The sequence below is a fragment of the Rhodococcus sp. 114MFTsu3.1 genome, from assembly GCF_000383555.1.
Lineage (GTDB): Bacteria > Actinomycetota > Actinomycetes > Mycobacteriales > Mycobacteriaceae > Rhodococcoides > Rhodococcoides fascians_E.
Window position 1 is genome coordinate 21148 of the sequence record NZ_KB911552.1, and the last position, 16001, is coordinate 37148.

At 64.6% G+C, this 16001-nt stretch carries 17 protein-coding genes and 1 other RNA gene; 2 read left to right on the forward strand and 16 right to left on the reverse strand.

Features of this window, described 5'->3' with window-relative positions; translation table 11 throughout:
* Positions 1-41 precede the first annotated feature (41 nt).
* The 15 genes from H292_RS0116265 to prfB all read right to left on the reverse strand — a co-directional run bounded on the left by H292_RS0116265 (position 42) and on the right by prfB (position 13853).
* Positions 42-845: a DUF1295 domain-containing protein gene (locus tag H292_RS0116265; protein WP_020112069.1), complete on the reverse strand. Its 804-nt coding sequence runs from the start codon at positions 843-845 to the stop codon at positions 42-44.
* Positions 842-2140, reverse strand: a complete 1299-nt coding sequence (locus H292_RS0116270) for an SAM-dependent methyltransferase (protein ID WP_020112070.1) — start codon at positions 2138-2140, stop codon at positions 842-844. The genes H292_RS0116265 and H292_RS0116270 overlap by 4 nt, the downstream gene beginning before the upstream one ends.
* The gene (locus H292_RS0116275) at positions 2137-3408 is read right to left on the reverse strand and encodes an SAM-dependent methyltransferase (protein ID WP_020112071.1); all 1272 of its coding nucleotides are present in this window, start codon (positions 3406-3408) and stop codon (positions 2137-2139) included. Before H292_RS0116275 ends, H292_RS0116270 begins: the two co-directional genes overlap by 4 nt.
* Positions 3405-4145 (reverse strand): DUF1365 domain-containing protein, encoded by a 741-nt coding sequence (locus H292_RS0116280; protein WP_020112072.1) that lies wholly within the window; start codon positions 4143-4145, stop codon positions 3405-3407. The genes H292_RS0116275 and H292_RS0116280 overlap by 4 nt, the downstream gene beginning before the upstream one ends.
* Positions 4136-5392 carry an FAD-dependent oxidoreductase gene (locus H292_RS0116285; RefSeq protein WP_170947472.1) on the reverse strand — a complete coding sequence of 419 codons (1257 nt, stop codon included), beginning with the start codon at positions 5390-5392 and terminating at the stop codon, positions 4136-4138. The genes H292_RS0116280 and H292_RS0116285 overlap by 10 nt, the downstream gene beginning before the upstream one ends.
* Positions 5389-6051: an alpha/beta fold hydrolase gene (locus H292_RS0116290; RefSeq protein WP_230594059.1), complete on the reverse strand. Its 663-nt coding sequence runs from the start codon at positions 6049-6051 to the stop codon at positions 5389-5391. The genes H292_RS0116285 and H292_RS0116290 overlap by 4 nt, the downstream gene beginning before the upstream one ends.
* Before the next feature lie 126 nt (positions 6052-6177).
* Positions 6178-6548, reverse strand: a transfer-messenger RNA (tmRNA) gene (ssrA, locus tag H292_RS27910).
* A gap of 81 nt (positions 6549-6629) precedes the next feature.
* Complete coding sequence (locus H292_RS0116295) at positions 6630-8039, reverse strand: NAD(P)H-binding protein (protein ID WP_020112074.1); 1410 nt, start codon at positions 8037-8039, stop codon at positions 6630-6632.
* Positions 8040-8104: 65 nt separating this feature from the next.
* Positions 8105-8956 carry a DMT family transporter gene (locus H292_RS0116300; protein WP_080733949.1) on the reverse strand — a complete coding sequence of 284 codons (852 nt, stop codon included), beginning with the start codon at positions 8954-8956 and terminating at the stop codon, positions 8105-8107.
* 51 nt (positions 8957-9007) lie between these two features.
* The gene (gene smpB / locus H292_RS0116305) at positions 9008-9481 is read right to left on the reverse strand and encodes an SsrA-binding protein SmpB (protein ID WP_019666033.1); all 474 of its coding nucleotides are present in this window, start codon (positions 9479-9481) and stop codon (positions 9008-9010) included.
* A gap of 120 nt (positions 9482-9601) precedes the next feature.
* Positions 9602-10507 carry a permease-like cell division protein FtsX gene (gene ftsX, locus H292_RS0116310; RefSeq protein WP_019666034.1) on the reverse strand — a complete coding sequence of 302 codons (906 nt, stop codon included), beginning with the start codon at positions 10505-10507 and terminating at the stop codon, positions 9602-9604.
* Positions 10508-10599: 92 nt separating this feature from the next.
* Complete coding sequence (ftsE, locus tag H292_RS0116315) at positions 10600-11289, reverse strand: cell division ATP-binding protein FtsE (protein WP_019666035.1); 690 nt, start codon at positions 11287-11289, stop codon at positions 10600-10602.
* A gap of 68 nt (positions 11290-11357) precedes the next feature.
* Positions 11358-11831: a hypothetical protein gene (locus tag H292_RS0116320; RefSeq protein ID WP_020112076.1), complete on the reverse strand. Its 474-nt coding sequence runs from the start codon at positions 11829-11831 to the stop codon at positions 11358-11360.
* Positions 11828-12733 carry a mechanosensitive ion channel family protein gene (locus tag H292_RS0116325; protein WP_019666037.1) on the reverse strand — a complete coding sequence of 302 codons (906 nt, stop codon included), beginning with the start codon at positions 12731-12733 and terminating at the stop codon, positions 11828-11830. Before H292_RS0116325 ends, H292_RS0116320 begins: the two co-directional genes overlap by 4 nt.
* A 7-nt stretch (positions 12734-12740) precedes the next feature.
* Positions 12741-13853 carry a peptide chain release factor 2 gene (gene prfB, locus H292_RS0116330; RefSeq protein WP_019666038.1) on the reverse strand — a complete coding sequence of 371 codons (1113 nt, stop codon included), beginning with the start codon at positions 13851-13853 and terminating at the stop codon, positions 12741-12743.
* Positions 13854-14197: 344 nt separating this feature from the next.
* On the opposite strand from prfB, the gene H292_RS0116335 reads away from it, so the two are divergent.
* Entirely contained in the window at positions 14198-14689 is a 492-nt protein-coding gene (locus H292_RS0116335) for a beta-class carbonic anhydrase (RefSeq protein ID WP_019666039.1), read from the forward strand.
* A 58-nt stretch (positions 14690-14747) separates the two neighbouring features.
* A complete protein-coding gene (hisN, locus tag H292_RS0116340) occupies positions 14748-15536 on the forward strand; it encodes a histidinol-phosphatase (RefSeq protein WP_020112077.1) in 789 nt (262 codons plus the stop codon).
* Between the two features lie 65 nt (positions 15537-15601).
* Here hisN and H292_RS0116345 read toward each other — a convergent pair whose 3' ends face one another.
* A complete protein-coding gene (locus H292_RS0116345; protein WP_019666041.1) occupies positions 15602-15970 on the reverse strand; it encodes a DUF1304 domain-containing protein in 369 nt (122 codons plus the stop codon).
* Positions 15971-16001: the final 31 nt, after the last annotated feature.

Below are 16001 nucleotides of genomic sequence, written 5' to 3' on the forward strand. Positions count from 1 at the left end.
GTTCGACTCTAATCGCTGACCGAGAACGCGGCGGGGCGCGGCTAGGAAGTGCGGGGTGATTTCGGAGGGCGAGGCAGGAAGTAACTCGTGCGACGCTGGTAGTCGGCGTATCCCGGGCGTCGTTCCATGGAGCGTTCCAGCAGACGCGCACCCGTCGCGAACACGAGGAAATAGGTCATCGCAACGGGTGAGAGGACCGTGAGCACCCCGGGCCACGCCGACGCCGCGACGAGGAAGATCCCCCACCACACACAGGCGTCACCGAAGTAGTTGGGGTGCCGCGTCCACGACCACAGACCGCGGTCCATGATCCTGCCCTTGTTCGACGGGTCCGCCTTGAACGCTCTCAGCTGCGCGTCACCGAGGGCTTCGAATGTCAGGCCGGCAGCCCACAGCAGCACGCCGAGAACGACCGTCACCGGCACGGAGGACTGCGCGACGGCGGAGACCTGGATGGGCAGCGAGACGAACCACAGGGCCACCCCCTGCGTCAGGTAGATCTTCCGGAGGGCGTAGAGAGTACGGTTTCCCGTGGCCTTCGACAGCAACTCCTCGTACCGCGGGTCCTCGCCGCTGCCGATCGACCGGCGAAACACGTGCCACGCCAAGCGCAGTCCCCATACCGCGACGATGACCGTCACCAGCAGCCGGCGCCATCCCTCCCCGGTTCCGACCACGCCCGACACGAGCGCGATGAGGACGAAACCTCCCCCCCACGTCACGTCGACGACGCTGTGCCGCCCGATCCTGCTGCCGACGAGTGCGGTGACGATCATCAGAACGGCGGTGGCGAGCAGCGCGGAGCCGGACACTGTCAGGAACTCGGACCGATCGAATGCATTCACGGTTCGGTACCTACCCAGACAGGTCGAACGGGATCGAAGTCGACCTGCCCGTCGGGTCCGGGGCGCACCGACAGTATCTGGTCGACGCCCATTCGGCCCTCGCGGAACGCCATGCCTCCGCCGACGAGATACAGCCGCCAGACGCGTGCGACCTCCTCTCCGACGAGCTCGACGACGTCGTCCCAGCGCGCCTCGAATCGCTCGGTCCACACGTCCACCGTTCGCACGTAGTGCTCACGCATCGCATGGACGTCGCGCACTTCGAGTCCGGCTTCCTCGATCATCGCGACGGTCCGACCGACGGGACGCATGTACATGTCCGGAGCGATGAACTGCTCGATGAACGCACCTCCGCCCGGATTGTCACCTTCTTTGCGGGACATCTGCTGGATCAACACCCGCCCGCCCGGCCGCACGTTGCGGTGCAACGCAGCGGTGTACGTGGGGTAGTTCGACTCACCCACGTGCTCGCCCATCTCGATGGACGCGACCGCGTCGAACGGACCGTCGGGGATCTCGCGGTAGTCCTGGATCCTGATCTCGACGCGGTCCTGTAGTCCTCGGTCGGCAATTCGCTTGTCGATGAACGCCTTCTGCTCACGCGAGATCGTGACGCCGACGACGTGGGCGCCGTATTCCTGTGCCGCGTGCAGACTCAACGAACCCCAACCGCAGCCCACGTCGAGGAACCGCTGACCGGGAGCGGTGTCCAGGCCGATCTTGCGGCACACGAGGTCGAGCTTGTCCGTCTGTGCGTCGTCGAGGGTGTACGTGGGTGCGGTGGACGTCCAGTACCCCGACGAGTACGCCATGTGGGAATCGAGCACCAGTTCGTAGAAGTCGTTCGACAGGTCGTAGTGGTGGCTGATCGCGGCGCGGTCCCGCACCAGCGAATGCAGCCTGCCCTTGACGACCGCCTGCGACGCAGGCGGGGCGAGAGGACGACCGAACACTCCGAGTTCACGGGCCAACTTGGCGAGCTTCAGCAGCGCCGCGGGTGACGGACGAACGGCCGACAGCTTCCTCGCTCGAACTTCGCTCCACACGTGGGCGAGGGCAGCTCCGAGGTCACCGTCGACGTCGAGTTCGTCCAGTACGTAGGACTGCGCCGCACCCAACTCCCCCGGGTTCCACAGCAGTCGCCGCAGAACGTTCGGCGACTTCAGGTGTACGTCGGGGGCGCCGACGGTCCCGGCGACACTGCCGTCCCATGCGTGCAAGCGCACCGGCAGATTCCCTCCGACATAGGGCGCCACCAACTCCGCGATACGCGGTGCAACTCCAGCGGTGCTCATCTGTCTCCCCTACGGTCCAGAACGATCTGCTGCACATCGAGATACCCGGAGCGGAAGCCCGCTTCCGAGTAGCACAGATAGAAGTGCCACATTCGGTCGAATGTCCGATCGAACCCCAACTCCGACGTCTCGGCGCGGCGGGCGGTGAACTCCTCGTCCCACCTCCGCAGGGTCCGTGCGTAATGGTCGCCCATCGACAATCGCTCGCGCACACGGAGAGTCGTGTGACTCTCGGTGACCTCGTCGATCGCGCGCAGCGATGGCAGGAACCCACCGGGGAAGATGTACTTGTGCACCCAGGTGTAGGTGTTCCGGGTGGCCAGCATCCGATCGTGCGGCATCGTGATCGCCTGGATCGCCACTCTCCCACCGGGCGCGAGAACCCTGTCGATGGTCCGAAAGTACGTACCCCAGTATTCGTGTCCGACCGCCTCGATCATCTCGACCGACACCACCGCGTCGTATTCGCCGTCGACCATGCGGTAATCGAGTAGGTCGACCTGGACCCGTTCCGAGTACCCGGCGTCGGCGATACGCTTGCAGGCGAGTTCCTGCTGCTCGGTGGACAACGTCACCGAGCGCACCGTCGCCCCCCGCGCCGCCGCACGGATGGCCAGTTCACCCCAGCCCGTGCCGATTTCCAGTACGCGGCTTCCTTCTCCGACGCGGGCGCGGTCGAGCAACCTGTCGATCTTGCGTCGCTGCGCTTCCGCGAGCGGTTCGCCGTCCTCACGGGTGCCCCCGGACGCGAACAGCGCGCTCGAGTAGGTCATGGTCTCGTCGAGGAACAGTTCGAACAGGTCGTTGGACAGGTCGTAGTGTCGCGAGATGTTGGAGCGAGTGTTGTCGGTCGTGTTCCGCTCCGCACGTGGGGGTTTCGGCACGTACAGGCCGCGGAGACGCTGCAGCGATCTCGGAATCAACGTTGCCATCCGAGTGGCGAACACTTCGAGTACCGCGGTCAGGTCTTCCGCGTCCCAGTCCCCTGCCATGTACGCCTCACCGAACCCGATGAGTCCGCTCTGGCCTACTCGCGCAGCGAAGTCGGCGGGCCGCACGATATGCATCACCGGGGATTCGGGGCCGCCGCCACCGATCACGCTGCCGTCGGCGAAGCGAGCCCGAAGTGGCAGCGTTCCCACTGCGCGGCGAAACAGGAAGTCGGCGACCGGCGCGGCGACCTTTGCCTTCGTCCCTGCCGGCACGAAAGCGATGCCTGGCCAATTGTGTGTGTCCACGTCGGACTTCGATCGAACGACGGTTGTCATCGTGTTGCCTTTCGTACAGCGGGTGCTTTCGGACGTGGAACGATCGGTAGACCCCTCGCCCACAGCCGAATTCCTTGCCAGCGAATCTGTGCCACCACACGCGCGGGCGCGAGCGGAACCGAAACTGCCGATGCCAGCACCGATCGAGTGGTGGCAGGCCTTCGGTGCCCGGTCACGCTCGCCACAAAGGGCGGTGCGCCTTCGCGTTCGAGAACGATGGAGAGCGCCAGCGTCGAGCCCGGCTCGGGTAGTTTCATCCGGTATTCGCCACTGACATCGTTGAACGGAGAGACGTAGAACTCTTTACGTGCTCGCGCCGCGCCCACGTCGTCGGTGTGCAGCAGATAGGCGTATCGCTCACCGTAGGTGTTGTGGACTTCAGCGACGACGCACACGAGCCTGTCCTCCCGGTCGTGACACCAGAAGACGCTGAGCGGGTTGAACGTGTGTCCGAGCACTCGGGCGCTGGCGAGCATCGTGATCCGTCCGCCGCCGAGGTCGATGCCCTGGTCCGCCAGAAACGCGTCGATGTTCTGCCGGATGGACTTCGAGGGGTCACCGATGTGATCGCTCGCGTGGAACGTCGCGAGTGGCCGGATCCACCGCGGAAACGCGGGCAGACGGTCGAGGTCGACGAACCAACTGTAACTGCGGTAGCGAAACTTGTTTCGTATCGGCGCCGTGCGCACGTGCACGATGGTCGTCGAGAAGATGGCGTTGGCGTGCGTCACGTCCACTGCCCGCCCACACGTTCGGCAGCCACCCGACCTGATTCCGCACCGTCCTCGTGAAAGCCCCAACCGTGGTACGCACCCGCGAAAGCCACAGTGTCGGTGTTCAATTCCGGGAGCCTGCGTTGAGCTTCGAGCGACGCGGGCGTGTACTGCGGGTGCTCGTACGTCATCTCGTCGAGAACGGTCGACGGGTCGACGACGTGAGATCCACCGAGTGTCACCAGGAATCGCTGCGAGCCTGCCAGCCTCTGCAGTCTCGTCATGTCGTAGCTGACGAGAACGCTGTCCGGCTGCGCGCCGCATTCCGGAATTCGGTAGTTCCACGACGCCCGCGCCCTCGGCGTCGCCGGAAGTACCGCCTCGTCGGTGTGGAGCTGAGTGTGATTGATGGAGTACGGCATCGACCCGAGCACCGAGTGCTCGAGCGCGGTGGGGTCGGCGAGCATCTTCAGCGCCTGGTGGGGATGTACCGCGATGACGACGGCGTCGTAGCGTTCCAGCACGTCGCGAGAATCGCGGATGTCGACTCCGTCGACGTGTCGGTACACCGCGTGTACCGCTGTACTCGTGCGGATCTCGTCGATGTGCGCGGCGACGCGCTCGACGTAGCGCGCCGAGCCGCCGGTCACCGTGCGCCAGACCGGAGAGCCCGTCACGCTGAGCATGCCGTGGTGTTCGAGAAAGGTGAACAGATATCGCGCCGGATAGTTCAGGGCCGTGCCCGGATCACACGACCACACCGCCGAGACGAGTGGAGCCATGAAATGCGCGGTGAAGTATTCGGAGAAGCGCGTGCGACCGAGGAAATCGGCCAGAGTTTCGTCGGAGACAGTGCTGTCGGTCTCTCGCAGCAACTCCGTCGCGGTCCGGTGGAATCGCGTGATTTCGCGCAGCATCTTCAGATACCGAGGGCGGGCGAACGTCCGTACCGATGGAAGAATCCCTCGGACCCCCTGGCCACCGGAGTATTCGAGGCCACAACCGTCGCACCGAATCGACATGCTCATGTCGGATTCCTGCGTGGGCACGTTCAACTCGGCGAAGAGACGGAGCAGAGTCGGATACGTCCGGTCGTTGTGGACGATGAAGCCGGTGTCGACGCCCACACCGTCGACATCATGTGTATCGGCATGACCGCCGAGCCTGTCGTCGGCCTCGTACAGAGTCACGTGCGCGGACTTCGACAACACGTACGCCGCAGTCAAACCCGCGACACCACTACCTACGACCGCCACACGCCGACGCGTCACGACGACACTCCGTTTTCTTCAGAGGGGACACGCGCGATGATGTCCATCGCGAATTTCGTCGTTCTCTCTACCCATGTGCGGGACTTTCGAATCATGAAGTGACCGCCGTCCATGTCCACGAACGTCGCATCGACACCCCGCCTGCGTGCGGACTCGACTTCAGCCGACGACTTTCGCGGATCCGTCCAACTGTCGTCGCGCCCGTGGAGGACCCGCACCGACCGGTCGGACTGGATGTTCGCCAGCTCGTCGCCGTCGGGCCACCACGGCGCGAGCGCCACGAGGCCCAGGACCCCCGGATCGTGGCCGACGGCGGCTGCCGTCCGCCCGCCCATCGAGTGCCCGACGACCACCACCGGCACACCGGGGTGCTCGTCTCGAATCCGTAGCAACGCCCACCGGGCGTCACGAACGGGGCTGCGTTCGACACCGTTCCATCCGCGGAACCGGTACTGCAGTTGGTGTACTGCTACGCCATCGGCTCGGCCGGCACGCCGCAGCGCCCACGTGAACTGCCACATGCGCAGTCCCGACAGATGCCAGGGCCTACTGGGCGCGTGGCTGTCCACTTTGCCTCCGTGCAGGACGAGGACGACGGCGCGGACAGTGCCGCGCGGACTGGGGCCGGACCACAACTTCGGCGTGGCGATCTTGCTCATGATCACTATTCGACACCATCGCTGCCACGGGTTGGATTCTTGCGATGCCAGGCGATTGTGAGGTGAATTACAGGCTTCGGGCAAGAAAAAACCGGGTCGGAAAGCGTGTGCTTTCCGACCCGGTCTCGGTGGAGCTGCCGGGAATCGAACCCGGGTCCTCCGCTGTATCACCAGGGCTTCTCCGTGTGCAGTCTGCTATGCCTCTACTTGGATCTCCTGATCTCGCAAACAAGCCAGGATGACGATCCCAGCCACTGTTTGATGTTCCTCATCACTCCGTGGCCGAGTGAATCGGTAAGCCCTCTAGCTGATGCCAGTACCCGGGTCGAGGGCGAACCCGGACTGACAGACACGCAGTCGCTACTTAGGCAGCGAGTGCGTAGTCGCGCTGATTGGAATCGGCGCTTATATGTTTGCGATGACGCTTACGGTGGTCTCTCGCCTGCACCGACACGCTTCCCCTGACTCAACATACAGAGTCGAAACCGTTCAGCCCCGTACGTCCCCAGCACTCTGCCGGGGCTTGTCAGTGTAACGCGTCCCCCGGACAGAATCATCCCGATATACGGCGCGCGTCACTATGCGCGGTCGACCAGGGCAACGACGCGTTGCAACTGACGCCCTGCGATCACCTTGCGGGCGGGCAGCGATCCGTACCAGAAGGCGCGGCCTGCGAGGCCGCGAGGAAAGAAGTCGATGCGTTGCTCGAGCCGCGTTCCCCCGCCTGCAGACACCACCGAATACTGCATCCACGCGTTCCCGGGCAACGTAGCAGTGGAACGTAGCCTGATGTCACCGTCCGAATCACTGCCGTCCGAATCACTGCCGTCCGGCGCACCGCCGTCCGACGCACCGCGCTCGATCTGCCAGTTCTCGGCGCTGCCTGCTGCTACGGCCTTGCCCACACGGCTGCGGATCTCGTCGGCCCCGCTCCCGAGGTAGACGCTGCGCACGTCGGTGAAGACGGTTTCTCCCGCCCAATCGGGGTCGGAAGGAAGAGGATCCGACGGGGCCGACACGGTCGACGTCCACGTCGACTCCGACTCGCCGTCGTCGATGGTGCGTAGAGCCAGCCGAACCGCATCGCGGTACGGCGTCAGACCACCCTCCGGTCGTTCGACGACGGCGTCGATATCGGTTTCGTGGGCCACCGCGTCGAACTGCAGTGATTCGATGAGCGGCATCGCCAGTCCCCTCGGAATCGGGGTCACCAGACCGATCCAATGGCCGGCCAGCCGCGGGGTGAGAACCGGCAGTACCACCATCTGGCGCTTACGGAGCCCTGCAACGTCCGCGTAGATGTTCATCATCTCGCCGTACTCCATCACGTCCGGGCCGCCGACGTCGTAGGTCCTGCTCTCGGGAAGGTCCGCGTCCGCAGCTCCGAGGAGGTAGTGCAAGATGTCGCGCACTGCGATCGGCTGAATCTTGTTGTGGACCCAGCGCGGTGTCGTCATGACCGGCAGCCTGTTGGTGAGGTGGCGAATCATCTCGAACGACGCCGATCCCGCACCGATGACCACTCCGGCCTGGAGGACGAAGGTCGGCACTTCGGACTCGCACAGAATCGTGCCGACCTCGGCGCGCGATTCCAGGTGCTCGGAAAGCTCCCCCGACTGGGGGTGCAGCCCGCCGAGATAGACGATCCTCGACACTCCGGCCTCCGCGGCGACCGCAGCGACGTTCTCGGCGCTCTCACGCTCGGTCTTCTTGAAGTCGCCGCCGCCGGAACCCATCGAGTGCACGAGGTAGTAGACGACATCGACGTCGGCGAACGCCTTCTTCAGCGAATCGCGGTCACCCAGATCTCCCTGGGCGATCTCGACGTCGTCCGCCCACGGCACTCCCTGGAGCTTGTCGGGGGTGCGGGCCAACACCCGAACCGTGAATCCCGCGTCCAGAAGTCGCGGAGCGAGCCTGCCGCCGAGGTAACCGGTCGCTCCGGTGACGAGGACACGGCGGGCATCGGGGCTGCTGTTGGCGTTCATCGTCTATCGATACCCCCGCGGGGGTATCTCAACCCGATCTCACCTGGCCCGTCGACGTCGGCCGATCAACCCAGGGCGATCAGACCCACCGCGCCGAGAGCGACGACCATCCCAACCTGCTGCAGTCTGCCGACACGCTCGCCGAGCATGACCATCGCCAGGAGCACGGTCGCCGCGGGATACAGCGATGCGATGACACTGACCAAGGACAGCAACCCACCCTGGTACGCGTAGAGCAGGGCGGCGTTCGCCACGACGTCGAGAATGCCGACGAACGCAGCGAGCTTCAGCACACTGCCGTGCGGCAGCGCGAAATGACCGGAGGCGAGCGCAACACACCACACCACCGCCGTCGCCGACGCGCGAGATGCCGCCAGCGGCCACAATCCCGATCCGTCGCCGATCTGATGGAGGCAGATGAACGCGAGCGCGAACGTGACACCCGATCCGACGGTCAACCACGCCACCGTCGGGGTGAATTTCATCTCGCGACCACCGGCTACTTCACCCGTCGTGTCGTCGGGAGACTCCTTGCTGACGAGGAGAACCGCGATCAACGCCAATGCGATACCCACGAATGCGAGCGCACCCGGACGCTCCCCGATCGCGAATCCGGCGACGACGGGTATGCCCGCCACCAGCACGGCGGTCAGCGGAGACACGACCGCCATCGGGCCTGACGCGAGCGCGAGGTAGAACCACCAGACGGCCAGGCCACCTGCCACTCCCGACGCCAAGCCCCACAGAATGGGCACCAAAGAGATCTGGCCCCCGACGAACGGCGCCACGATCAGCACGATCACCAACGAGAACGGGTAGGAGACGATCACCACTCGCAGGGCCGCCACCCGACGGGACGCCACACCCCCGACGAAATCGCTGACGCCGTATCCCACCGCGGCGACGAGTGCGAGCAGGATCGCGGTCAGCGCGAACCCCTCACCGCTCGCCCCTCACCGCATACCCCCTCACCGCATACCCTTGATGCGGCGGCCGAGTTCCCTGGTCACTTCACGCTCGGCGGTGCGACGGGCCAGGTCCTGGCGCTTGTCGTAGTCCTGCTTACCCTTCGCGAGGGCAAGTTCGACCTTGACCTTGCCGTCGGAAAAGTACATCGACAACGGTACGAGGGTCAGCGACCCTTCTTTCGTCTTCCCGACGAGTCGCTCGATCTCGCGCTTGTGCAGCAACAGTTTTCGGGTGCGTCTGGGCGCATGGTTGGTCCAACTCCCCTGCGTGTACTCGGGGATGTGCAGCCCGCGCAACCAGATCTCGCCGTCGTCGACCGTCGCGAACGAGTCCGCAAGCGACGCTTTGCCTTCACGCAGGCTCTTCACCTCGGTGCCCACGAGCGCGATACCGGCCTCGTAGACGTCGAGAATCGAGTAGTGGTGGCGCGCCTTGCGGTTCGTCGCAATGGCCTTGCGGCCCTTCTCTTTCACTTCAGGGCCCTTTCTCGAGCGCTGTTCGTCCGTGCGTACGCGCTCTCTGCGCTGTCCGCTCCAGCATAGAACCGTGTCGCAAGCACTTTTCTTCCGGATGGACTCGGCCGAATCGGGAACCTACTCGCGGACGTACAACCGCAACGTGATGTACGCGGTGACCGACGCCATACCGATGCCGACGAGCGCCAGGAACGGAGAGACGAGCAGAACGTCGCTGTTGGAGATTCGGGCGAGAATGTTGGCGTCGTACACCTCCGACAACACGTCGTCGATGAAGAGGTTCTTCGCGGTGAACAGCCCCGCAATCGCGAGCCCGGATCCGATCAGCGCAGCCACCACGGCTTCGAGCAGGAAGGGCAGCTGGGTGTACCACCTGGTTGCACCGACGAGTCGCATGATTCCCACCTCGGTGCGGCGGGTGAACGCCGCGATCTGAACCATGTTCGCGATCAACAGAACCGCGGCCACGGCTTGAACGATCGCGATGGCGAATGCTGCGTTGCGTACACCGTTGAGCACACTGAACAGACGCTCGACCAGGTCTCGCTGGTTGAGCACGCTCTGCACTCCCGGCTGACCGGCGAAGTTGTCGTTGATGACGCCGAAGCGTTCGGGATCACTGAGCTTGACCTTGAAAGAGGCCGGGAAGCTGTCCGGGCTGACCAGCTCCGCGAGTTCCGGTTGATCCTTGAACACGCGCTCGGTCGCATCTTTGACTGCGTCGTCGCGGTTGAGGTACTGAACCGACACCACGGACGGTGTCTGCTCGAGTTCGCTGCGCAACGTGGAGCACGTGGATTCCGCGCAGTCCGGATCGGTCGCCGAGATGTCGTCGGTGAGGAAGATCTGTACTTCGACGCGGTCCAGGAAGATCTGCTGCGTCTTGCCCGCCATCTGCACCACGAGCAGTCCGCCTCCGAACAGGCCGAGCGAAATGGCCGTCGTCAGAATCATGGCGATGGTCATGGTGATGTTGCGGCGAAGTCCGGTCAGGACTTCGCTGAAAATGAAACTTGCGCGCATCGGGGAATCCGGGCCCTTCGGTGGTGTCTGCAGTCGTCGATGTCTGTAGTCGTCGATGTCTGTAGTCGTGGCGGCAGAAGTGCGGCGGCGTACTACCTACCGACGCCGTAGACCCCTCGGGCCTCGTCACGCACCACTCTGCCGTTGTCCAGTTCGATGACCCGCCGACGCATCGAGTCGACGATGTGGTTGTCGTGGGTCGCCATCAGCACCGTCGTTCCGGTCCTGTTGATCCGCTCGAGCAGCATCATGATGTCCTGGCTCGTGTCCGGATCGAGGTTTCCCGTCGGTTCGTCGGCCAGCAGCACCAGTGGGCGGTTCACGAAGGCCCGGGCGATGGCGACGCGCTGTTGCTCACCACCGGACAGCTCCGTGGGCAGTCGATCCGACTTGCCGCCGAGCCCGACCAGATCCAGGACCTCGGGCACCGTCCGCTTGATCATCGATCGCGGCTTGCCGATGACCTCGAGCGCGAAGGCCACGTTCTCCACGACCGTCTTCTGCTGCAACAGACGGAAGTCCTGGAACACGCACCCCATGCTCTGTCTGAGCTTCGGCACGCGCCGCGAGGACAACCGGTTCACGTGGAAGTCCGCGACGTGGATGTCGCCGGAGGTGGGTGTCTCCTCCTTCAGGAGAAGGCGCATGAACGTCGACTTCCCGGATCCCGACGGTCCGATGAGAAACACGAAGTCGCCCTTGTCCACCGACACCGTGACGTCGTCCAACGCCGGCCTGGTGGATGTCTTGTAGGACTTGGAGACATTCGAGGTGCTGATCACGGGTCGCCAGTGTAGCCCTTACCTACCGGTAACCGACTCGGCTCGACATGTGTGTTGCCTGAGGAATCCTAGGGAGATCCGGTGGCCGTCGGGGCCTGCGGAGCAGGGGGTAGCAGGGACCGCAGTTGCGGCGGCACCGTCAGCCCCGGCAGGTACGTCGGATCCTGCGTTGCCGACGTACCGGTCTGCCCTGTGGGCGATCCGGGGTCACCTGACACCCCGGGCGCGCCGGACTGCTCGTCGGTGGCGGACGGATCGACCGTGGTGGTCGGAGAAGGAGTTGACGTGTACGTCGGCTGGTACGTCTGTTGCGGCGCCTGCGTCGGGTAGCTCCCCGGGTCGACCGCCGTCGGTCCTTGAACGTCTTCTCGCTGCGCGGTGACGACCTCGTCCACCTGTACGTACAGCAGTCCGGTCAGTACGAAGCAGACACCGAAGAACAGCGTCGACGTCCGCACGCCACGAATGCGGTTCGGAATTCTCCAGCTTCTCCAGTTACGCGGCTGCGCGTCGGTGTCCGTGTCCGGTCGAGGTTCGGTCACAGCTCCTCCTCGCGATCCCGGCGGGCGCCGTCCGGTGCGACTCCTGCGGTCGACACGTCCGGGCTGACGCTGATGCCCTCGGGCTGCAGCGCTGCTGCCACCCGAACACGTAGTTCCCGGCCGACCTGGAACTGCTTGCCGGGAAGAGTCCGAGCCACGAGCCGCACGTTGACCTGGTCGACCTCGATGGATTCGACCCCCATGACGGTCGGTTCGTCCAGCAGCAGCGGCCGCAGACGGCGGTCCTCGAATGCCGTGTGTCCCACGCGGCGGAGGATCTCGTTGACCCGGTTCAAGTCCGCGATGGACGGGATCGGCACGTCCACGACGGCGCGTGCCCAGTCCTTGGAGAGATTGATGGCTTTGACGATCTGGCCGTTGGGGACAGTGATGACTTCCCCGTCGACGCTCCGAACGCGGGTGACGCGCAGCGTCACGTCCTCGACGGTGCCTTCCGCGTCCTCTGCCGAGCCGTTGACGGCGATCTGCACGACATCACCGAACCCGTACTGCCGTTCGGTGATGATGAAGAATCCGGCCAGGATGTCCTGCACGACCCGCTGCGCACCGAAACCCAGTGCCGCACCGATCACCGTCGCGGGAGCGACGAGGCCACCGACGCCGAAGCCGAGCCTCCTGAGCACCTCGATGGTCACCAGGATGTAGACGAGAGTGACAGCGACCCAGGTGATCACCTGAGCGAGTGCGTGCCGATGCTTTGCTGCCTCGGACCGCACCAGGGCATCGCTGTGTTGATAGTTGGAGTCGATGCGTGAGGTGATCCGCGTACCTGTCCACGTGATGAGACGCGCGACCAGGAGTCCTCCGAGGATGTACAGCACAATTCCGAGGCCGTTGAGTTGGACCTCCGGTGTTACCGAGAACGACAGTGCTGTGTTCATCGTGTGTCTACTCGTCCCCCCGCATACGCCATCGAATTCCTGCTTCCAGGAAACCATCGATGTCGCCGTCGAGCACGGTGGAGGGGTTGTTGACCTCGTACTCGGTGCGCAGATCCTTGACCATCTGGTACGGATGCAGCACGTAGGAGCGCATCTGGTTACCCCAGGAACTTCCGCCGTCGCCCTTGAGGGCGTCCATCTCGGCGCGCTCTTCCTTGCGCTTGACCTCGAGCAGCTTGGCCTGGAGGACCCGCATCGCGGACACCTTGTTCTGCAGCTGCGACTTCTCGTTCTGACACGTCACGACGATTCCTGTGGGAATGTGCGTCAGACGCACGGCCGAGTCCGTGGTGTTGACGGACTGTCCGCCCGGACCGCTGGACCGATAGACGTCGACTCGGATGTCACCCTCGGGAATCTCGATGTGATCGGTCGTCTCGACGACCGGAAGCACCTCGACCTCGGCGAACGAGGTCTGCCGTCGTCCCTGGTTGTCGAACGGGCTGATTCTGACGAGGCGGTGGGTGCCCTGCTCGACCGACAGCGTGCCGTAGGTGTACGGAGCCTTCACCGCGAAGGTAGCGCTCTTGATTCCGGCCTCTTCGGCGTAGGACGTGTCGTAGACCTCGACGCCGTAGCCGTGCTTCTCCGCCCAGCGGATGTACATGCGCATGAGCATCTCGGCCCAGTCCGCGGCGTCGATGCCGCCTGCACCGGAACGAATGTTGACGAGCGCGTCACGTTGGTCGTACTCACCGGAGAGAAGCGTGCGCACCTCGGCCGCGGCGATGTCCTCGCGCAGCGATGCCCGCTCGGCGTCGGCATCGGCCGTCGCCGACGCTGCTGCGTCGCCTTCTTCTCCTTCGGCCAGCTCGTAGAGCACCGGCAGATCGTCGAGGCGCCCCCGCAGTTCCTCGACGCGGCGGAGTTCGGCCTGCGCGTGCGAGAGCTGACTGGTGACCTGCTGAGCGTGTTCCTGGTCGTTCCACAGGTCCGGCGACGCAGCCTGATGTTCGAGCTCGTCGATCCGGCGACGTAGTTCCTCGACGTCGAGAACCGACTCGATCGTCGTGAGGGTGATGTCGAGTTCGTTCAGGTCCGCGGAGACGTCAGGATGCACGAGATCGAAGTTTACCGGCCGCGGCGCGCTCGCCCGACCAACGCTGCCCGACGAGCAGGATTTCTACGGTGCCGACGGGCCCTTCAAGGGCGTGAGCAGGCACGGCTGTGGATCGCGAGCCCTGGCCCGAACGTCGATCTCCTGTTAGTTTTCTCGGCATCGACACATACGCATGCGACCATGCCGCGCACCCCCTGCTGTTGGTTGCGCGCCTCCACGTCGATTTCTGCAGGACCGGCGCCAGTCTCTGTCGCTGACCACGGTTCACCCCAACCGCAGGGGTGCCCACAGTCGGCGCCATCTGCGCAGCCCCACCCCACGCAGAAATTTCTGGAGGAGAATCGATGTCGGTCACCGACGAGTACCTGAAGAACAACGAGGCGTACGCGGCACAGTTCACCGGACCGCTCCCGCTTCCACCGTCGAAGAACGTTGCGGTGGTGGCATGCATGGACGCGCGTCTCGACGTCTACCGCATTCTCGGATTGAACGAAGGCGAGGCGCACGTCATCCGCAACGCAGGTGGCGTCGTCACCGACGACGAGATTCGGTCGCTCGCCATCAGTCAGCGTCTGCTCGGGACCAAGGAGATCATTCTGATTCACCACACCGACTGCGGAATGCTGACGTTCACCGACGACGAATTCAAGAACGGCATCCAGGACGAGATCGGCATCAAGCCCAACTGGGCAGCCGAAGCGTTCCCCGACCTCGACGCCGACGTGCGGCAGTCGCTCGCGCGGATCGAGCAGAGCCCGTTCGTGACGAAGCACGACTCGGTGCGCGGATTCGTCTTCGACGTCGCGACCGGGAAGTTGAACGAAGTCACCGCCTGACGTGCACAGCGCCCGGGGTGACGGTGCCACCGACACCCCGGGCATTAGTGTTTGACGCGTGACTTTTTCTGCCGCTGACCTGCAGCTCGCACTGTCCATCGCCGACCGGGCCGACGTCATCACGCGGGATCGTTTTCTCGCTCTCGACCTGGTGGTCGACGACAAACCCGACCTGAGCCCGGTCAGCGACGCCGACCTCGCCGTCGAGAACAAGGTGAGGTCCATCCTCCAGGACGAGCGGCCGGACGATTCCGTCCTGGGCGAAGAGTTCGGTGGCGACGCTGTCTTCGACGGGCGCCAATGGGTCGTCGACCCGATCGACGGAACCAAGAACTTCGTGCGAGGTGTGCCGATCTGGGCCACGCTCGTCGCGTTGCTCGAAGACGGCATTCCGGTGGTGGGCGTGATCAGTGCTCCGTTGCTGAACCGGCGCTGGTGGGCGTCCAAGGACGGGGGCGCGTGGACGTCCTACGACGGCGGCGAACCTCGTTCCATCACAGTATCGTCGGTTCGCGAACTGAGCTCTGCCAGTTTGAGTTTCGCGAGCCTGTCCGGCTGGAAGGAGCGTGGGCTGCGAGATCGATTCGTCGACCTGACGGACGAGGTGTGGCGGGTTCGCGGGTACGGCGACTTCTTCTCCTACTGCCTCCTCGCCGAGGGCACCCTCGACATCGCGACCGAACCCGAGGTGTCGCTGTGGGACCTGGCACCCCTGGACATCCTGGTTCGGGAAGCAGGTGGGCGCTTCTCCTCACTCGATGGCGCCGCAGGCCCGCACGGCGGAAGCGCAGTGGCCACCAACGCCCTTCTGCACGACGAGGTTCTGACGCGGCTCCGCCGCACGTGAGTGGAAATCGAGGCCAGGGCCAGGGGCGGAGCCTGCGGAGCGACCAGAAGTCGCGACATTTCCACTCACAGGAAAGCTGCGAACAGCAATGCCAACAACGGGGTGATGCCCTGGATCACGGCCGGGCGGAAGTACTTCCGCCCGCCGGTGGCCAGCACGAATGCGGCACCGACGATGCTGAGGCACGAGAACACGACGATCGCGTCCCCGGCGTCGCCTCCGAGGAACAGGCCCACCACGATTCCCACTGCCAGAAACAGGTTGTAGAAGCCCTGATTGAAGGCCATCGGGCGGACCACATCGGCGTCGGCCTGACTGGCGACTCCGAATCTGCGCCAGACGGCGGGCTTGGTCCACGCGACGGATTCCATGAAGAAGATGACCACGTGCAGCGCGGCGGCGACGGCAGCGAAGATCGAAGCGATGACAGGCATGCTCGAATGCTCCCACAACGGGTGTGACGTG